The sequence below is a fragment of the Arthrobacter sp. FX8 genome (assembly GCF_026723805.1).
GTDB lineage: Bacteria > Actinomycetota > Actinomycetes > Actinomycetales > Micrococcaceae > Arthrobacter.
Map to the genome: position 1 here is coordinate 142149 of NZ_CP113505.1, position 19274 is coordinate 161422.

Consider the following 19274-nt stretch of genomic DNA (forward strand, 5'->3'; position numbering starts at 1 on the left):
TTTAAAAATGCGATGGTTTTCCTCATTCCTGCACGGGGGAGGGCATGATGGAGGGCATGCCCCGAAAGCCTGTTGCCCGTGACGCGGTCCTTGACGCCTTCGAGTCCCTGCTGATTGAAGTGGGTGAGCGGGCGGCCACCCTCGATGCCGTGGCTCGCAAGGCCGGCGTATCCAAAGGCGGCCTCCTCTACCACTTTCCCAACAAGGAAGCCCTGATTGCCGTGTTGCTTGACCGCCTGGAGGGCCTGGCGAGCGAGGATGCCGATGCCATGGCGTCGGCAGCTGAAGGCGCCGCGGCCTACTTCATCCGTTCCTCGGTCTGGGCGGATACCCCTTTGGACCGTGCCATCGTGGCCGCCACCCGGCTTGCAGAGGTGGCCCACGAGGAGACGCGGCGCCGCTTCGCGGCCATCCAGCAGCGCTGGCTGGACGAAATTGCTGCGGATGTGGGACCTGGGCTGGCCAAGGCAGTCCTCTATATGGGGGACGGCCTGTACTTCAACGCCATGCTGTCCGTGGCCCCTGCGCCGGCTGGGGGAGCGGCCGCTGACGTGGAGGAACTCCTGGCCGCGCTGGAACGGCTCCGCAGGTAGCTCCGTCATTTGCCGGGAGGGGTTGCCGCGTAGGACAATAGAAAGTTGTGAGGGCTGTCACCGGCCTTCATGATCCAACAAATGAATAGCCTTTGATCTGCGGCGGGAGAGTTCTGCCGGAAGTACAGGCAGGCGCCGTAGGAGCAAATCCTCCCCAGGAATCTCGCAGGCCCCCGTACCGCCGCGGCGAGGCACCTCTGGAAAGCAGCAGGCAGTCTTATTCTCTTTTGGAGAGGTAGGGACTGTTGTGCTCACCGACGGTGCAAGCGGGTCCTGCCCAGGCAGGGAACGCGGAAACTCTCAGGTCCAATACAGAGCGGGGAGGAACCCGAATAGCTGTGGCGTACCCTTCGCCGCCTGAGTAAATGGAGTTCCTTCGTGTCGGTTACCCCAGCCTCCACCACTTTCGTAGACCGCCATATCGGCGCGCGCCGCCAGGCCGACGTCGACACCATGCTCAAAGCCGTAGGCTACGACTCGGTCGATTCCCTTGTGGACACCGCGGTTCCCAAGGTCATCCGCCAGGACACCGCCCTTCGCCTGCAGGACGCCCTCAGTGAGGTTGAAGTCCTCACGGAACTGCGGAAGCTTGCCGCCAAGAACAAGACGGCGGTGCAGCTGATCGGCCAGGGCTACTACGACACCGTGACTCCACCGGTGATCCGCCGCAACATCCTGGAATCCCCGGCCTGGTACACCGCCTACACGCCCTACCAGCCGGAGATTTCCCAGGGCCGGCTTGAGGCGCTGCTGAACTTCCAGACCATGGTGCAGGACCTTGTGGGCCTGCCCATCGCCAACGCTTCGCTGCTGGATGAAGCAACGGCCGTGGCCGAGGCCGTGCTGCTGATGCGCCGCGCCAACAAGACCAAGCCCGCGGCAGACGGCAAGACCGTCCTGGACATCGACGTGCTGCCGCAGACCATCGCCATCGTGCTGGGGCGTGCGGAGGCGCTCGGCTTCGAGGTGGAGGTCGCCGACCTGTCCAAGGGCCTGCCCGAGGGCGACATCAACGGGATCGTGCTGCAGCAGCCCGGCGCTTCCGGCCGCGTGTGGGACCAGTCCGCGGTGATCTCTGCAGCGAAGGACCGGGGCGCGCTGGTCACCGTGGCTGCGGACCTGCTGGCCCTGACACTGATCACACCTCCGGGCGAGCAGGGCGCGGACATTGCCGTCGGCTCAGCCCAGCGTTTTGGCGTGCCGCTGTTCTTCGGCGGCCCCCATGCCGCCTACATGGCTGTCCGCAAAGGCCTGGAGCGTTCCTTGCCTGGCCGCCTGGTTGGGGTGTCAAAGGACGACGCCGGCACGCCTGCCTACCGGTTGGCCCTGCAGACCCGCGAGCAGCACATCCGCCGCGAGAAGGCCACGTCCAACATCTGCACCGCCCAGGCGCTGCTGGCCATCGTTGCGTCCATGTACGCCGTTTACCACGGCCCCGACGGACTGAAGGCGATTGCCCAAACGGCGCACCGCCACGCCCGTAGCCTGGCGGCCTCGCTTGCGGCCGCCGGCGTCGAGGTGCTGCACACGAGCTTCTTCGACACCCTTACGGTCCGGGTCCCCGGACGGGCTGCTGGCATCATCGCCGACGCCGAGGCGCGGGGCATCAACCTGCGCAGCGTCGACGCCGACACCGTAGGCATCGCCCTCGATGAAACCACGACGGCGGCCATCGTCGCCCAGGTTGCCGACGTCTTTGGCGCCACGGTTGCCGAGGTCCAGGGCGAGGGCCAGGGCTTTGGGCTGGAGGCCGCCGGCGAGCGTTCCTCCGACTACCTGCAGCACCCGGTCTTCAACACGCACCGGTCTGAAACCCAGCTGCTGCGTTACATCCGCAAGCTCTCGGACCGCGACCTGGCGCTGGACCGCACCATGATCCCGCTGGGTTCATGCACGATGAAGCTGAACGCCACGGCCGAGATGGAAGCCATTTCCTGGCCGGAGTTCGCCTCGATCCACCCGTTCGCCCCGGACTCCCAGACCGAAGGCTGGCGCGAACTCATCGCCGGCCTGGAAGCGGACCTGACCACGATCACCGGGTATGACCAGGTGTCCATCCAGCCCAACGCGGGCTCGCAGGGCGAACTCGCCGGGTTGCTCGCGATCCGCGGCTACCACCATTCCCGGGGCGAGCAGCAGCGCAACGTGTGCCTGATCCCGGCCTCGGCGCACGGCACCAACGCCGCCTCCGCCGTGCTCGCGGGCATGAAGGTGGTCGTCGTGGCCACGGCTGCCGACGGCACCATCGACCACGACGACCTGACGGCCAAGATCGAGGCCAACAAGGACGTCCTGTCCTGCATCATGATCACCTACCCCTCCACCCACGGTGTCTACGATGGGGATGTCCGCGAAGTCTGTGACGCTGTGCACGCCGCGGGCGGCCAGGTCTACATCGACGGCGCCAACCTCAACGCCCTGGTAGGGCTGGCCCAGCCGGGCCAGTTCGGCGGGGACGTGTCCCACCTGAACCTGCACAAGACCTTCTGCATCCCGCACGGCGGCGGGGGACCCGGCGTCGGGCCCGTTGCCGCCAAGGCGCACCTGGCACCGTTCATGCCGGGCGACGCGAACAAGGCGGCGCACGAAGCCGGGCACGGTGTGGCGATCTCGGCGTCCCGGTTCGGTTCGGCCGGCGTGCTGCCGATTTCCTGGGCCTACGTGAAGCTGATGGGCGGTGAGGGCCTGACCGAGGCCACCAAGTCCGCGCTGCTGGCGGCCAACTACGTCGCGTCCCGCCTGAACGAATACTTCCCGGTCCTCTACACCGGTGAAGGCGGGCTGGTGGCGCACGAGTGCATCCTGGACCTGCGCGAACTCACGGCGAAGACGGGAGTCACGGCCGAGGACGTGGCCAAGCGGCTGATCGACTTCGGTTTCCACGCCCCCACCCTGTCCTTCCCGGTGGCGGGCACGCTGATGGTGGAGCCCACCGAGTCCGAGGACCTGGCGGAGATCGACCGCTTCATCGAGGCCATGATCAGCATCCGCAAGGAAATCGACCAGGTGGCCAATGGCGACTTTGCCGTGGCGGACTCACCGCTGCGCCGCGCACCGCACACGGCGGCCGCCGTCGTCAGCTCTGACTGGGACCGCGCCTACCCCCGCGAGCAGGCGGCCTTCCCTGCCCACCACAAGCAGGACAAGTACTTCCCGCCCGTGGGCAGGATCGACGGCGCCGCAGGTGACCGGAACCTGATCTGCTCCTGCCCGCCGCTGGAAGACTTCGAAAACTAAGGACCGGCGCCATGACCGAGAAATACACCGCGCTTTACGACGAGCACAAGAAGCTTGGAGCTTCCTTCACGGACTTCGGCGGGTGGCAGATGCCGCTGAAGTACAGCTCGGAGCTTGCTGAACACCACGCCGTCCGCAAGGCTGCCGGCCTGTTCGACCTTTCCCACATGGGCGAGGTCTGGGTGACCGGCCCGGATGCCGCAGCCTTCCTGGACTACGCCCTGGTGGGAAAGATCTCCGCCATGGCCGTGGGCAAGGCCAAGTACTCGCTGATCTGCAACGAGGACGGCGGTATCATCGACGACCTCATCACGTACCGCCGCCCCTCCGCACAGGATGGTACCGACGTCTTCCTGGTGGTGCCCAACGCGGGCAACGCCGCCGTGGTCGCCGCAGCCCTGCAGGAACGGGCCGCCGGGTTCGATGTTGTAGTGGAGGATGCCTCAGCCCGCACGTCGCTGATCGCCGTCCAGGGCCCCAAGGCCCAGGAACTCCTGCTGCGCCTGGTCCCGGCCGCGCAGCACGCACTGGTCACCGAGCTCAAGTACTACGCCGCCGTCAGCGTGCCGCTCCTGGTAGGCGGCGCCGGAAAGGAACTCCTGCTTGCGCGCACCGGGTACACGGGTGAGGACGGGTTCGAAATCTTCGTGGGCAACGACGATGCCCCCGCGCTGTGGCAGTCACTGATCGCCGTCGCCGACGACAGGGAACTGACCCCGGCAGGCCTCGCCTCCCGTGACTCCCTGCGCCTCGAAGCGGGAATGCCCCTGTACGGCAACGAACTGTCCCTGCAGGGCGACCCGTTCGCCGCCGGCCTCGGCCCCGTCGTCGCGCTCTCCAAGGAAGGCGACTTCGTCGGCAAAGCCGCCCTGGCCGCCAAAAGGAAGCCGGAGCCGGCAGCACCTCCGGCCGCCGCCTCGTGGGGCTCAAAGGCCAGGGCCGCCGCGCCGGACGCGCGCACTATCCCGTCCTCAAGGACGGCGCCACGGTTGGCGAAGTCACCTCCGGCCAGCCGTCGCCCACCCTTGGCTACCCCATCGCCATGGCCTACGTCGACGTCGAATACTCGGCACCCGGCACCGCCCTCGACGTGGACCTCCGTGGCAAGGCGGAGCCATTCGAAGTCGTCGACCTCCCGTTCTACAAACGCCAAAAGTAAGCCCTGTACCGCACCGTGGCCGGGCTTCGGGTCCGGCTCTGCCGGCCCCTGGTGCGCATGGACCGGTGTGTCGAGGCTGACAGGACGTACAGGAAGTGGGTTGAGCGGCAACCGAACCAGATTTAGTTAGGAAATACCCCGTTATGGCTGTTGGTGTCTTTGACCTGTTTTCGATCGGGATTGGGCCTTCGTCTTCGCATACTGTGGGGCCGATGAGGGCTGCTGCGGTGTTCGCTGAGGAGCTCAAGGGCCTGGGTGTCCTGGGTGATGTGGCGGGGTTGCGGGTTGATTTGTATGGGTCGTTGGCGGCGACGGGTCATGGGCATGGGACGATGACCGCCGTTTTGTTGGGGTTGGAGGGGTTCCATCCGGAGTTGATCCTGCCCGCCGAGGTGGAGGAGCGGTTGGCCTCGATCGCGGAGACCGGGGTGCTGAACCTGGCCGGTGCTGTGGCCTTGCCGTACGGGGTGAAGGATATGGTGCTGCGGCCGTTGACGGTGTTGCCGCGGCACACGAACGGGATGACGTTCACGGTCACTGATGCGGCCGGGGAGGTGCTGCATGCGGCGACGTTTTTCTCGGTGGGTGGCGGGTTCATCGTCCGGGAGGGCGAGGAGGACGCGGCGCAGCAGGAACTGGACGCGTCCAAACAGGAGCTGCCGCTGCCGTTCCGGACCGCGGCGGAGCTGCTGGGGCACTGCGCGGTGACCGGGTTGGGCATCGCCGACGTGATGCTCGTGAACGAAAAAGTCTCCCGGGACGAGGAGCAGATCCGGGCGGGGTTGCTGCAGATCTGGTCGGTGATGGAGGGCTGCGTGGCCGCCTCGTTGAGGCGGGAAGGGGTGCTGCCGGGCGGGTTGAAGGTCCGCCGCCGCGCCCTGACTGGTACGACCGGTTGAAGAAGGAATCCGCGGGCGGCCCGGTCGAGGAGACGGATGCGGCGTGGGACGCGGGCCCGTTCGATGCCAGGTATTGGCAGGAGTGGGTTAATTTGGTGGCGTTGGCGGTGAACGAGGAGAACGCCTCCGGCGGGCGGGTGGTCACCGCCCCGACGAACGGGGCGGCCGGGATCATCCCCGCGGTGCTGTTCTACGCCCTGCATTTCGCCCCGGGCATGGACAAGGCCACCCAGGAGGACCGGGACGCTGTGGTGGTGCGGTTCCTGCTGGCCGCGGGCGCGGTGGGGGTGCTGTACAAGGAACAGGCCTCGATCTCCGGGGCCGAAGTCGGCTGCCAGGGCGAGGTGGGGTCGGCGTCCTCGATGGCGGCCGCGGGCCTGGCCGAGGTCATGGGCGGGACCCCGGCGCAGGTGGAGAACGCCGCGGAAATCGCGATGGAACACAACCTGGGCCTGACCTGCGACCCGATCGGCGGGCTGGTCCAGGTCCCCTGCATCGAACGGAACGCGATCGCGGCCGCGAAAGCGATCAACGCCGCGAAAATGGCGCTCTGGGGCGACGGCACCCACCGCGTGTCCTTGGACGAAGTCATCATCACCATGCGCGAAACCGGCAAGGACATGTCCTCCAAATACAAAGAAACCGCCATGGGCGGCCTCGCCGTCAACGTCGTCGAATGCTGACCCCCACCTGGCAACGCGACGCCACAGGCCACGCGGAGACCATCGCTTAGTTATGCGCCGCGGCCCACCAGTTCAGGCTGGCCGCAAACACCAGCCATGACACGTAGGGCAGCAGGAGCAGCCCGGCCGTGCGGCTGATGGGACCAAAATACACAACGGTTACTGCGACGGCGGCGATCAGGGCAAGGATGATGGCCAGCCCCAGCCACAGGGCCGGCGTGCCAAGGGCGGGGTAAAGGGCGAAAAACGCGGGGGTCCAGGCAAGATTGAGGACCAGCTGGACGGCGTAGGCGGCCATTGCCGGACGTGTCCTGCTGGTCCGCCGGCGCCAGACCAGCCACGCTGCGACAGCCATTGCCGCATAGAGGACGGTCCAGACGGGACCAAACACGCCGTTGGGCGGGGACCAGGGCGCCTTGTCAGCGGTGGCGTACCAGCCGGAGACATTGGCCGCCGAGGCCAGGCCGCCCAGCGCCGCCACCAACAGTGACGCCACCAGGAATCCGATAAGCGCGGCCACCTGCACCCCGGCGCTGTAGGGCTGTCCGTCGCTCCCCGTGCGGGCTGTAGTCTCTTCCCCATCCGGCCTCATGCCTACACCCTTGTTGACCGCCAACAGCGGCGTCAAGCGGGCATCCTGAACCCCGCTGGCCCGCATGCCCTGCAAGGCGGCGAAAAGCCGGAAGCACATCAGGCTTTAGACTTGAGGCTGCATGTCCGCACGCACCCAGAACTACCGAAACCGCGCACAGACCCGATTGGACAAGGCCCCCTTGCGACAATTCACCGCACGTTTTGCCACCGCCGAGGAAATTGAAAACTGGGACAAGCACGTCACGGCCAATCCGAACGGCGGCAATATGCTGCAGTCCGCCGCCTATGCATCGGTCAAGAACGGAAGCGGCTGGAAAGTCCGGTTCCTGGTGCTGGAAAGCCCCGGAAACTCCAGCTACAACCTGGTGCTGGAGAAGAGCTTCCCCGTCCTGGGACGGTTGTGGTACCTGATCAAGGGCCCCGACCTGGCCGATGCAGCGGACCTCGGCCCCGTCCTTGAATCCGTTGCCGCGTTTGTCCGCGGCAGGAAGCTGAATGTCTTCACCATCAAAGTGGAACCGGACATTATCGACTCCGACGAGGTGCAGAAGGAACTCCGCGCGGCCAACCTGGTGAAAGCGCCCAATATCCAGTCCAACGACTCCACCGCCCTGCTGGATATCTCCGGCTCCGAAGAGGCAGTATTCAAAGCCATCTCCTCGCGCGCCCGCAATGCCATCCGGCGTGCCGAACGCGAAGGCTGCCAGGTGGTCCGGCAGGAACCCGGACCTGAAACCTACCGCGCCCTGTACGACCTGATGGTCAACACCGTCAGCGCCAAGGGATCCATGCCCCTGCGCAGCTACGATTACTACGCACAGTTCTGGGATGAGTTCAGCAACCGCGGCCAGGGCAACTTCTTCTTCACCTACGAGGACGGAAAGCCCAGCGTGGGCGCATTCGTCATCAACTACGGTGCCAAGGCAACCTACAAGGACGGCGGTTCCACCCAGAACCGCAAACAGTACGGTGACTCGCACCTGGTCCAGTGGGCGGCCATCCGCCGGATGCAGGAACTCGGCTGCACCGAGTACGACTTCTGCGGCACGCCTCCAGCTGCGCGCATCAAGGACAAGACCCACAACCTTTACGGAATGGGCATGTTCAAGACCAGCTTCACCAAGACAGTGACCGACTTCGTGGGCTGCCACGACTACGTCCTGTCCCCGCTGCGGCACCGGCTTTGGGTCAAAGGCGGCGAAAAGATCTTCCGCCGGATTGAAACCGCACGGACCGGCCAGCAGTTCTACTGACCTGCAGCCGCCAGACCCGCAAAGCTCCCGCGACCCCCGCCGGACCAGCACGCCCGCGTGCCGGCCGCCCCGAACACCGCCCGCCCATCGCGCGCCCACCAGGCCGCGAAGAGTCCAGAAGAAGGTCACCCCTTGAATCCAGTTTCCGCCGCTACCGGGCTTGAATACGCCAACCTCAGCGACGCCGACTTTGAGGCCTTCGCCCTGAAGCACCCGCAGAACAGTTTCCTGCAGTCCATTGATTTTGCCCGTTTCCAGCGAGCACGCGGCCAGCAGGTGGAACTCTTCGGAGTCCGGCGCAATGGGGAACTCGTGGCGGCAGGAAAGCTCAACTACACCGCAAACCGCCTCGGCTACACCGTCTGTGAATGCGCCAAGGGCCCCCTTATGGACTACACGGACCGGAACCTGGTGGGCGCCGTCGTCGAGCTTCTCCGCAAGCACGCGGCAGGCCGTAAAGCCGCTGAACTGCGGATCTCGCCGAACGTCAGGTACATCGCCCGGGACGCCGACGGCGCCGAGCACCCCGACGTCGAGGACAACCGGCCCCTGGTGGCCGACCTGGAACGGCTGGGGTTCAAGCACCAGGGCCTGGACATGAACTTCGTCAACGTCAACTGGATGTTCATCAAGAACCTGGTGGGCATCCAGGACGCCGAAGAACTGATCATGAGCACCAGCTACCGGACGCGCAAAGCCATCCGCAAAGCGGAAAAGAACGGCGTCTTCCTGGAACAGGCCACCCTGGACACCCTGGACGACTTCTACGGGGCCCTGAGCCGGGCCGGTGACGAAAAAGGATTCGTCTACCGCGAACGCGCCTACTACGAACACCTGCTCCGGACCACCACCCCGGAATTCACCAAGCTGATGATGGCGAAGATCGACATCCCGGCCTACCGGAAATCCATCACTGAGCGCCTGGAAACGGAGTCAGCCACCGCAGCAGATCTCCGCCGTGAGGTGGAGGAGACCGGCAGCAAAAAGAAGGCCAACCGGCTCAAAGTGGTACAGGACCTGGTGGACAGCTACGAGCGGAGCCTGAAGGACATCGAAAGGTTCCCCGACTCCGTGGGGACGGCCACCGTGGCAGCCATCCACTTCGTTTGCTACGGCGATGAGGTGGTGTGCGTCATCGGCGGCACCGTCCAGGACTACATCTACTTCAACGGCGCAACCTCCCTGTACTGGGGAATGATGCTGCATGCCCTCGAGAAGGGATACCCGCGGTACAACTTCTACGGCACCTTCGGCATCTCCGGCCAGGACGAGGAAGGCCACGGCGGCTACGAATTCAAGAAGGGCTTTGGCGGCGAAGTGGTCCAGCTGGTGGGAGACTTCGTCGTGCCGGTGCGGCCCGCCGTCTTCCATGCCAACAGGCTCGCCAGGTCCGCTGCGGCCGCCGCCCGCACGCTGCTGGGCAAGTTGCCGCTGAAGCGTGCAGCCTGACCGTCCATAAACCGCGTACAGGGAGGAAGCGGGCATGACCGAACGGCACGAACGGCCAGGGCACAGGCCAAAGACTGACGGCCTGCCCAAGACTGAACCGCTGACCCCTGCGCAGCTTCGGCAGGACGCTGCCGCCAAGAGGATGCTGCGCCGCCTGGTGCAGGGCGAGAATCCACCAACCGCCCCGTTGAGCATCGTGGACCGGCTGGCGGGGAGTCCCTACGCCAACCCCACCATCCAGGTGGGTGGCGTGGACACCTCCGCCCGGAAGACCCTGGATTTCGCCCTGCACCTGGCCGAGACCATGTTCCGGTATGGCGCCGGCGCCCTGGAGGTGGAAACCAGCATCATTGCCGTCACCGCGGCCCTGGGGCTGAAAAACATCGAGGTGGACATCACCAACCAGTCCGTGGGTATCAACTACGCACCCAAGGACCAGACGCCGATCGCCCTGCTGCGCGTGGTGCGCTCCTGGACCAACAACTATGCGGGCCTGGCCAAGGTGCACCAACTGGTCACGGACATCGTGGCCGGCGGCGTGGGCCGGGATGAGGCGATCCGCCGGCTGAACGAGGCCATCACCAGCCCGAAACCCTATCCGCGCTGGATGGTCACGGCCGCCTTCGGCATCTTCGCCGCCGTGTTCGTTGGCGTGCTGGGCGGCGGTCCGGTGTCCTCGGCAGTTGCTTTCGTGGCCAATATCGGCATCAGCCTGCTGGCCCGGCAGCTGGGACGCTGGCGCGTACCGGACTTCTTCATCACCGCCAGCTGCTCTTTCGTGGTCACCATGCTGGCGCTGCTGCTCTGGCAGTTCGGGCTCACCGCATCGCCGTCCATCGTGGTGGTGGGCGGCATCCTGCTGCTCCTTCCCACCGGGCGCCTGGTGTCCTCCGTGCAGGATGCCATCAACGGCTTCCCGGTGACGGCGGCCGGACGGTTCCTGTCCACGCTGCTGACGTTCGGCGCCATCGTGGCAGGGATCGCTGTTGCCTTCGTGGTGGGGGAGCTGACCGGGCTGCAGCGCATCGACGTCACCCAGACCTTCCCGCCCGCCTACGATCTGTGGGTCCTCATCATCTTCGTAGCCGCCGCCGTGATGGCCATCGGCATTACGGAACAGACCACCTGGAAGCTCCTGCTGCCAACCGCAGCCGTAGGCGTGGCGGGCTACCTGGTGCTGCTGGGCTGCGGCCTGCTGGGCATCGGCGACCGTTTCGCCCCTGCCATGGCCGCCGTCGTCATTGGCCTGCTGGCACGGGTGGTGGCGCTGCGGATGGGTGCGCCGCAGCTGGTGGTGGCAGTTCCCGCAGCCCTGATCCTGCTGCCCGGCCTCACGATATTCCGGTCCATGTACGTCCTCACCGTTGAGGAGTCCGAGATCCTGGCCGGCGCCGGAGGAATGCTCAGCGCCGGTGCCATCGTGCTGGGAACGGCCGGCGGGATCGTCCTGGGCGACGTGCTGGCCCGGCCCCTGACCCGCAGCCTGGCAAGCAACGAGCGGCGCCGGGCGCGCCGCCGCTAGATCTGGCCGACCGGGAGCTTTTTCTCGGCCTGGAAGACGTCCTCCACGCGGCCCTGCGCCCAGTAACCGGAGAGGGACACCTGCCGGCGGTCCAGGCCGCGCTGCTTGAAGAAGATTTCGCGGAGGGCCTTCATATAGCCGCGTTCGCCATGTGCAAACACATCCACGGTGCCGGTGGGCCATTCGGCCTCCGCCACCGTCCTGACCAGCAGGTCGCTGGCACCTGCCGGTGTGCCGTTGCGGGCCAGCCAGGTAATCTCCAGCCCGGCAGGGGCGGAAACAGGCTGGATGTCGGCCTCGGAACCTACCTCCAGGAAGGCAAGCCCGGTTGCCTCCGCGGGCAGGGCCTCGATGCATGCGGCGATGGCAGGAAGCGCTGCCTCATCACCGGCGAACAGGTACCAGTCGGCCTCGGGGTTGGGGTTGTAGGCGCCGCCGGGTCCGGTGAAGGTCAGTGTCTCGCCCGGCTGTGCCCCTGCCGCCCATGGACCCGCCAGGCCCTCGTCGCCGTGGACCACGAAGTCGATGGCGAGTTCGCTCGCCTCCGGATCCACCCAGCGCAGCGTATAGGTGCGGGTGAACGGCCACTGCTCGCGCGGCATGGTTTCCCGGACGGCCCACAGGTCCAGCGGGGAGGGGTAGTCAACCCCGGGCTGCGGGAAAACGATCTTCACGTACCGGTCCACGAAGCCGTTGTTGGCGAAGTCGCTGAAGCCCTCCCCGCCGGCCACGATCCGGACCATGTGCGGGGACAGCTGTTCCTTGCGCAGCACGGTCAGGGTGACCTGGGGGCGGCTCTTCTTCGTGGCGCTGGTGGCGGCGGGGACGGTGCTCATAAGGCAAGCCTAAGCTAGGGCGACGGCGGGAGTTCCCAGGTTACGGCCGTTGCACCCTGTTCGCGCAACAGTTGGTTCACCCGGCTGAATGGCCTGGAGCCAAAGAACCCGCGGGAGGCGGACAGCGGGCTGGGGTGCGGGCTGATGACGGCGGGGGCGCCTGCCAGCAGCGGCTGGAGGCCCTCCGCCTCCTTGCCCCACAACACCGCCACCAAAGGCATCCTGGACCCATCCGCGGCCCGGCGGCATGCCAGGGCGGTGACGGCCGCCGTCGTAATGTCCTCCCAGCCTTTGCCCCGGTGGGACCCAGCAGATCCTGCCCTGACCGTGAGTACCCGGTTCAGGAGCAGCACGCCCTGCTCCGTCCATGCCGACAGGTCGCCATGGACGCGCGGCGGAATGCCGAGGTCCGATTCGAGTTCGCGGTAGATGTTCACCAGGCTGCGGGGGAGGGGGCGCGTGCGGGCATCGACGGAAAACGACAGCCCGACTGCGTGCCCCGGGGTGGGGTAGGGGTCCTGGCCCACGATGAGGACCTTGACGCCGGCGAGCGGCTGGCGGAAGGCGCGCAGGACGTTCGACGGCGGCGGCAGGAGTTGGTGCCCGGCCGCCTCTTCGGCAGCCAGGAAGGCCAGGACCGACCGGAGCTTGCCCTCCACTCCCTGCAGGGCCGCGGCCCAGTCCGGCGCCATGAGCTCCGCCAGGGGCAGGTCAGCCAGGTCAGCGAAGCGGGTGCCGTCCGCCGGGTCCTGCTGCAGCTCGAACAGCGCATCCGATTCAAACATCGTTCCATTCTTGCAGGCCATCGGGGGACGCCCGCCCGCGGCACCGGGCCGGTGCAGGCGCGGGGCGCGGGGCGCGAATGACACCGGTGTTATTCGACCGGTAGCATGGGGTTAAGACATTTACCGTAACCAGCGAAGGAGTGTGCCGTGGCGGAACCGGCCCGGGAACACCTGCCGGAGCAGGATCCACGGAAGTCCCTTTTGGCGGATTTCACCCTCCGTGAGTCCTCCCTCTCCGAGCGCGAACAGCAGATGCTGGCCCTGGAACGGCAATGGTGGAAGTACGCAGGGGCCAAGGAGCAGGCCATCCGCGACCTCTTTGACCTCTCCGCGACCCATTACTACCAGCTCCTGAACGCACTGATCGACCGCGAGGATGCGCTGGCACACGATCCCATGCTGGTGAAGAGATTGCGTAGACTACGTACGTCGCGCCACCGTGCGCGCACTGCCCGGCGCCTGGGATCCGACGCTTAACAACCCCCAGGCCGGGACAACAGCCGCAATCAACAAGGATGTCCTTCCACCATGACCAGATACGCCCGCGATGAATTCGACAAGGTCCCGGAGACCGCGTCGCGACAAGGTGTCCACCGGACGGCCTCGGCCCCGTCCCGGGTGCGGCTGTGGCCCATCCTGGTAGTGGGGATGGCGGCCCTTGCCATAGGGCTGGTGTCCTTCCTGATCCTTCCCAAGATGGGATTCAGCGCCACCGCGAGCCAGGCATCGGCGAGCGTGGAGTCAGCTCCGCTGGCCGGAACCGGAACCACCCCATCGGCCACGCAGGCATCCGCGCCTCCTGCTTCGCCGTCTCCGTCTGCTTCGTCTGAACCAACCCAAAGCCGTGACCCGGAGCCCCAGGCCACACCTTCCGCCACCCGGGAGGCAGCCGTCGACAGGACGCAGGCAGTGGCGGTTTACAACGCGGCAGGCACGGCAGGGCTGGCCAGCCGGGTGGCCGGAACCGTCCAGGCGGACGGATGGCGCCTCGGCCAGGTAGGCAACTGGTCCGGCGCCCCGCAAAAATCCTCCGTGATCTTCTACTCCGGCCCCCAGCAACTGGCAAACGCACAGGCGCTTGCCGGGCTGCTCAACATCCCCACCGTGGTGAACAGCGCCGAATTCCAGATGCCGCTCGTGGTGGTGCTTGGCCCCGGATACCGCTAGCCGCACCCGCTCCGCCCACGGCTGCATAACCCCAACGGAAAGAGTTGTTCATCATGGCACTGGGAACCGTCAAATGGTTCAACGCTGAAAAGGGCTATGGCTTCATCACCGTTGACGGCTCCGGTGATGACGTTTTTGTCCACTGGTCCGCGATCCAGGGGAGGGCTACCGCGCACTGGATGAGGGGCAGAGGGTGCAGCTGGAAGTCGGGGAGGGCGAAAAAGGTCCCCAGGCAGAAAACGTCCGGCCCGCCCAGTGATGCCGTTTTACCGTTCCCCAGTCCGCGGCCGAGCGGCGCTGGCTGTTTCCCTGGGGGCAGTCCTCGCGGTCACAGCATGTTCGGGCGCCGGCGGCAACGCCAGGGTGGACCCGGTCGAAGCCTCCGGCGATGGCGTCCTCCGGGTGGGCCTGATCCTGGACAACACCGGCGGCAATGCCTTCCTTAATGCGCCCCAGCTGGCGGCCGCCGAGCTGGCCATCCAGGAAATCAACGCCGCCGGCGGACACAAAGGCCGGCCGGTGGAGCTGCTGCCGGCGCATCCGGACCAGGAAGCCGCAGGCCAGGCCAAGGACCTGGTGGCCGCCAGGGCGGACGTGGTCATTGGACCCACCGATTCCAGCCACGCGGCCGCCGCCGTGGACATCCTGTCCCACGCACGCATACCCCTCATCTCGCCGGCCAACACCGCTGCCGCCCTCTCCGGGATCGACAGCGGAGGCTACTACTTCCGCACGGCCGCGGCCGACGTCGCGCAAGGTCCTGTGCTGGCCAAACTCGCCAAGGACGCCGGGGCCGCCAGCATCACCGTGGTGTACCAGGAAGGTGCCTACGGCAAGGACCTGTCGGCTGCCGTCACGAAAGCCGCGCAACAGTCCGGCCTGACGGTCCTGCCCGGAGCCGCCTTCAAGCCCGGCGCCGCCGCCGAAGCCGCACGCTCCGCAGCCAAGGCCAGCCCTGACGCCGTGGTCCTGGTTGCCCGGGAAGGGGCGCAGGGCGCGTTGGCCGAGCTGAACAACTCCGGCCTCAGGGGTTCAAAAATTCTCCTCAGCGATGGCGCCTTTGCCCGCTACGGATCAGGGCTCCCCTCCCGGGCCCTGGACGGCGCCCGCGCCGTCGTCCCGGGCCAACTGCCCACCGCCGCCTTCCAGGGAAAGCTCCTGGCCGTTGATCCTTCCCTGAAGGACGTCTCGTATGCTGCTGAAACCTACGACGCCGTTACCCTGGCGGCCCTGGCGGCGGCAAGGGCCCAGGACGATGCCGGACGCTCCATCGCCGCCAACCTGGTTCCGGTTTCGGGTGGCGCCGCATCAGGCAGGACCACATCCCAGGGGATGCCCTCCGCAGGGACACCTGCCCCGGGGGCAACGGCCCCGCCCGCCCCGTGCCTGACGTACAAGGAGTGCCTGGGCGGCCTTGCTGCCAATCCGGACATCAATTACGACGGCGAGTCAGGACCGGTTGCCTTCGACGCCAACGGGGATATCACCACCGCCGTTTTCTCCGTATTCACCTACGGCCCGGAGAACAACCCCACCCCCACCGGCCGGGAGACGGCCGGACATTCAAGCTGATCGCCCTGGGCGAAGCCGCTGCCCCTACCCGCCCGTCCGGCGTCTTTTCGCTTGCACTCTCACCTGGGGAGTGCTAATTATTGAGTTAGCACTCTGACGTACCGACTGCTAAAGCAAAGCCTGGTTCCGGCCGGCGGCGCGGGGCACCGGACGAGGAGCGAAAGAAACACCTCACTTCAGTGAGATCCCCTCCCGGAGGCATACAGAGGCCGCCGTCAAAGGATCGTCCGTCGCGGGCACTGCAGCGAAGGTTCATTCTTAACGACTGTCCCGAAAGGACTACTGCCGTTATGGCCAAGATCATTGCATTTGATGAAGAGGCACGCCGCGGCCTTGAGCGTGGCCTGAACACCCTCGCCGACGCCGTTAAGGTCACCCTCGGCCCGCGTGGACGCAACGTCGTCCTCGAAAAGAAGTGGGGCGCCCCCACGATCACCAACGATGGTGTTTCCATCGCCAAGGAGATCGAGCTGGACGATCCTTACGAGAAGATCGGCGCTGAGCTGGTCAAGGAAGTTGCCAAGAAGACCGACGATGTTGCCGGCGACGGCACCACCACGGCCACCGTCCTGGCACAGGCCCTGGTCAAGGAAGGCCTGCGCAACGTTGCCGCCGGCGCCGACCCGCTGTCCCTCAAGCGCGGCATCGAGAAGGCCGTCGAGGCTGTCACCCGCGAACTCCTGGCTTCCGCCAAGGAAATCGAAACCAAGGAAGAGATCGCGGCCACCGCCTCCATCTCCGCCGGTGACGACGAAATCGGTGCCCTCATCGCCGAAGCCCTGGACAAGGTGGGCAAGGAAGGCGTTATCACGGTCGAGGAGTCCAACACCTTCGGCCTGGAGCTCGAGCTCACCGAAGGCATGCGCTTCGACAAGGGCTACATCTCCGCCTACTTCGTCACGGACGCCGAGCGCCAGGAAACGGTCCTTGAGGATCCGTACATCCTGATCGTCAACTCCAAGATCTCCAACGTCAAGGAACTGGTTGCTGTCCTGGAAAAGGTCATGCAGTCCAACAAGCCGCTGCTGATCATTGCCGAGGACATCGAGGGCGAGGCCCTGGCCACCCTGATCGTCAACAAGATCCGTGGCACCTTCAAGTCTGTCGCCGTCAAGGCTCCGGGCTTCGGCGACCGCCGCAAGGCCCAGCTGGCCGACATCGCCGTCCTCACCGGCGGCCAGGTCATCTCCGAAGAGGTTGGACTCAAGCTGGAGAACGCCGGCCTGGAACTCCTGGGCCAGGCCCGCAAGGTTGTTGTCACCAAGGACGAGACCACCATCGTTGAAGGTGCCGGCGACGCCGACCAGATCGCCGGCCGCGTTTCCCAGATCCGCGCCGAGATTGAGAATTCGGACTCCGACTACGACCGCGAGAAGCTGCAGGAGCGGCTGGCCAAGCTGGCCGGCGGCGTTGCAGTCATCAAGGCCGGTGCCGCCACCGAGGTTGAGCTCAAGGAGCGCAAGCACCGCATCGAGGACGCAGTCCGCAACGCCAAGGCTGCAGTTGAAGAAGGCATCGTGGCCGGTGGCGGCGTGGCCCTCATCCAGGCCGGTGCCAAGGCATTCGCCAACCTGCAGCTCTCCGGCGACGAAGCAACCGGCGCCAACATCGTCCGCGTTGCCATCGACGCCCCGCTGAAGCAGATCGCCTTCAACGCCGGCCTCGAGCCGGGCGTCGTGGTGGACAAGGTCCGCGGCCTGCCCGCAGGCCACGGCCTGAACGCAGCCACCGGCGAATACGTCGACCTGCTGGCTGCCGGCGTCAACGACCCCGTCAAGGTAACCCGCTCTGCCCTGCAGAACGCGGCTTCCATCGCTGGCCTCTTCCTCACCACCGAAGCAGTGGTGGCTGACAAGCCGGAGAAGAACGCCGCCCCCGCAGGCGGAGACGACATGGGCGGCATGGGAGGCATGGGCGGCTTCTAAGCCCTCCTGCCGGGACCTCTCCCGCCAACCGCAAAGTGCGGCCCCCTCGTTTGCGAGGGGGCCGCACTTTGTGCCGGAGGTTTTGTTCCCGGCCACGGATGCGGCCTGTGCCGGCTTGGCCGCCTGGACAAGGAGCTGTGGGACGGGAGTTACTTCCGGGCCGAATCCAGCATCCCCTGGACTTCCTTCTTGAAGGCTTCCGCCGCGGCCTGCGGGGTCATCCGGTCGTACAGCACTTCATCCGTGTACCTCCTGATGACGTTCTGGACGCTCCCTGCACCCACGGGCGGGACAGGCGGTGCGTCCTTGATGTCCGGGGCTATGTCCTTCAGGAATCCAACCACGGTGGTGTCAGCCGGCTTAAGCTGCGGGGTGATGCCCGAAACGATGTCCGGATTGGTGGGGACGCCCCTGTCGGTCATCAGGATGGCACCCGCCTCCGGACTGTTGGTGAGGTAGTTGATGAACTCCGCGGCCTGCTGGGAATGCTTCGAACGGGAGGATGCAGACCAGAACATGGTGGGCTTGTAGTACATGCCATTGCCGGCCGAGGCGCCGTCGACGCTGGGGGCCCGCAGTATCTTTATGCTGCTGCCGGTGGTGGCTTCAAGGGAACCAAGCTGGTTGGTCCACCACCAGGCCATGGCCACCCGGTTTGTTCCGAACAGGCTTTCCTCCAGTCCTGCCCCTGCATCCTCGGTTGCCACGGTGGCCGCGGGGCTGGCCTTGGAGTCGCGCTGTTCCTTGATCCGTTCCCAGAAGGACGCTGCAGTCGCGGCTTCAAAGTCGAGCTTGCCGTCCCCTGAGTACAGATTCTCGCCGTGCTGGCGCAGCCAGATGATCAGGTCGGCTTCGTTGCTGCCATAAGCGGCCCCGTAACTCTTCCCGTCACCTGCTGCGCTGATCTTCGCCGCCGTGTCCACGAAGTCTTTCCACGTCCAGATCTTGTCGTCCGGCACGGGCACTCCCGCTGCCTGGAACACTTTCGTGTTGGCCATGATGACATAGGCGTTCCGGCTTGTGCTCAGCCCGTACTGGGCGCCGCCGTACTGGCCCGACGCAAGCGCTTCCTTGTCCAGTTTTGAGGTATCGATGCCGTTTTGCCTGGACAGGTCCATCAGCGCCCCGCGGCCGCCGTATTCGGCGATGTATTTCTGGTCCATCTGGATGACGTCGGGCGCATCGTTGGCGGCGGTCTTCGTTGCCAGCTTGTCCCAGTAGCTGGACCATTCTCCCGGCTCCGCTTTGATCTTGATGTTCGGGTGCGATGCCTCAAAGGCCGCGATGACCTTGTTTGTCTGTGCGTTCAGGTATTCATTGCCCCACCAGGCGAACCGCAAGGTCACCTGGCCGTTGTCGCCTGAACCGCCGGGGGCCCCGCAGCCGGTGGCCAGGATGGAGAGTGCCAGCGCGGCCGCGCCCAGCTGGAAGCGGCGCCGGCTTACGACTGGAATCGTCATTGATGTTCCTTCCGGATGGGCTCCTTGTGCGCCGGGGTCGCCGTGATGCGCTGACCGGCGAAGATCAGAAACCGTTTTCTCGAGTGATGAAGTGATTGTGTCGCGCCCGGCATGCTCACGTCAAGAAGTTTCGGTAAGCG

Annotated in this window: 13 protein-coding genes, 3 pseudogenes and 2 riboswitches; of the genes and pseudogenes, 12 read left to right on the plus strand and 4 right to left on the minus strand. The window is 66.0% G+C overall.

From position 1 onward, the window contains the following. Nucleotides 1–56: 56 nt before the first annotated feature. From OUO20_RS00610 to OUO20_RS00625, 4 genes and pseudogenes are all read left to right on the plus strand, one after another. A complete protein-coding gene (locus OUO20_RS00610) occupies nt 57–593 on the plus strand; it encodes a TetR/AcrR family transcriptional regulator (RefSeq protein ID WP_142068613.1) in 537 nt (178 codons plus the stop codon). 93 nt (nt 594–686) lie between these two features. Further along, nucleotides 687–784, plus strand: a riboswitch (glycine riboswitch). A gap of 26 nt (nt 785–810) precedes the next feature. Continuing rightward, nucleotides 811–918: riboswitch (glycine riboswitch) on the plus strand. A 53-nt stretch (nt 919–971) separates the two neighbouring features. After that, the gene (gcvP, locus tag OUO20_RS00615) at nt 972–3830 is read left to right on the plus strand and encodes an aminomethyl-transferring glycine dehydrogenase (protein WP_268002615.1); all 2859 of its coding nucleotides are present in this window, start codon (nt 972–974) and stop codon (nt 3828–3830) included. 11 nt (nt 3831–3841) lie between these two features. Continuing rightward, nucleotides 3842–4989, plus strand: a pseudogene (gene gcvT, locus OUO20_RS00620) (glycine cleavage system aminomethyltransferase GcvT). Between the two features lie 143 nt (nt 4990–5132). Next, nucleotides 5133–6571 (plus strand): annotated as a pseudogene (locus OUO20_RS00625) (L-serine ammonia-lyase). Nucleotides 6572–6617: 46 nt separating this feature from the next. Here the strand turns inward: OUO20_RS00625 and OUO20_RS00630 are convergent. Further along, a complete protein-coding gene (locus OUO20_RS00630; protein ID WP_056389195.1) occupies nt 6618–7163 on the minus strand; it encodes a TspO/MBR family protein in 546 nt (181 codons plus the stop codon). A 121-nt stretch (nt 7164–7284) separates the two neighbouring features. Between OUO20_RS00630 and OUO20_RS00635 the strand changes: the two genes are divergently transcribed. From OUO20_RS00635 to OUO20_RS00645, 3 genes are all read left to right on the plus strand, one after another. Then, nucleotides 7285–8418 carry a lipid II:glycine glycyltransferase FemX gene (locus OUO20_RS00635; protein WP_056389176.1) on the plus strand — a complete coding sequence of 378 codons (1134 nt, stop codon included), beginning with the start codon at nt 7285–7287 and terminating at the stop codon, nt 8416–8418. A 132-nt stretch (nt 8419–8550) separates the two neighbouring features. Further along, nucleotides 8551–9867, plus strand: a complete 1317-nt coding sequence (locus OUO20_RS00640; RefSeq protein ID WP_268002616.1) for a peptidoglycan bridge formation glycyltransferase FemA/FemB family protein — start codon at nt 8551–8553, stop codon at nt 9865–9867. Nucleotides 9868–9901: 34 nt separating this feature from the next. Further along, nucleotides 9902–11389: a threonine/serine ThrE exporter family protein gene (locus tag OUO20_RS00645; protein WP_018769528.1), complete on the plus strand. Its 1488-nt coding sequence runs from the start codon at nt 9902–9904 to the stop codon at nt 11387–11389. Here OUO20_RS00645 and OUO20_RS00650 read toward each other — a convergent pair. Together OUO20_RS00650 and OUO20_RS00655 are read right to left on the minus strand one after the other, a co-directional pair. Beyond that, complete coding sequence (locus OUO20_RS00650; RefSeq protein WP_268002617.1) at nt 11386–12225, minus strand: siderophore-interacting protein; 840 nt, start codon at nt 12223–12225, stop codon at nt 11386–11388. The two genes, OUO20_RS00645 and OUO20_RS00650, sit on opposite strands and share 4 nt — an antisense overlap. Nucleotides 12226–12239: 14 nt before the next feature. Then, the gene (locus tag OUO20_RS00655) at nt 12240–13010 is read right to left on the minus strand and encodes a uracil-DNA glycosylase (RefSeq protein WP_056389170.1); all 771 of its coding nucleotides are present in this window, start codon (nt 13008–13010) and stop codon (nt 12240–12242) included. A gap of 147 nt (nt 13011–13157) precedes the next feature. Here OUO20_RS00655 and OUO20_RS00660 point away from each other — a divergent pair, with 147 nt between their 5' ends. The 5 genes and pseudogenes from OUO20_RS00660 (at nt 13158) to groL (ending at nt 17674) form a co-directional block, all read left to right on the plus strand. After that, nucleotides 13158–13487 carry a DUF3263 domain-containing protein gene (locus tag OUO20_RS00660; RefSeq protein WP_018769531.1) on the plus strand — a complete coding sequence of 110 codons (330 nt, stop codon included), beginning with the start codon at nt 13158–13160 and terminating at the stop codon, nt 13485–13487. A gap of 51 nt (nt 13488–13538) precedes the next feature. Next, nucleotides 13539–14177, plus strand: coding sequence for a LytR C-terminal domain-containing protein (locus OUO20_RS00665; protein ID WP_268002618.1), 639 nt, complete (start codon nt 13539–13541; stop codon nt 14175–14177). 53 nt (nt 14178–14230) lie between these two features. Further along, nucleotides 14231–14436: pseudogene (locus OUO20_RS00670) on the plus strand (cold-shock protein). Beyond that, nucleotides 14436–15749 (plus strand): ABC transporter substrate-binding protein, encoded by a 1314-nt coding sequence (locus tag OUO20_RS00675; protein WP_268003348.1) that lies wholly within the window; start codon nt 14436–14438, stop codon nt 15747–15749. The pseudogene OUO20_RS00670 and the gene OUO20_RS00675 overlap by 1 nt, the downstream one beginning before the upstream one ends. Before the next feature lie 290 nt (nt 15750–16039). Beyond that, the gene (gene groL, locus OUO20_RS00680; protein ID WP_018769535.1) at nt 16040–17674 is read left to right on the plus strand and encodes a chaperonin GroEL; all 1635 of its coding nucleotides are present in this window, start codon (nt 16040–16042) and stop codon (nt 17672–17674) included. 149 nt (nt 17675–17823) lie between these two features. On the opposite strand, the gene OUO20_RS00685 is transcribed toward groL, so the two are convergent. Then, nucleotides 17824–19134 carry an ABC transporter substrate-binding protein gene (locus OUO20_RS00685; RefSeq protein WP_268002619.1) on the minus strand — a complete coding sequence of 437 codons (1311 nt, stop codon included), beginning with the start codon at nt 19132–19134 and terminating at the stop codon, nt 17824–17826. Nucleotides 19135–19274: the final 140 nt, after the last annotated feature.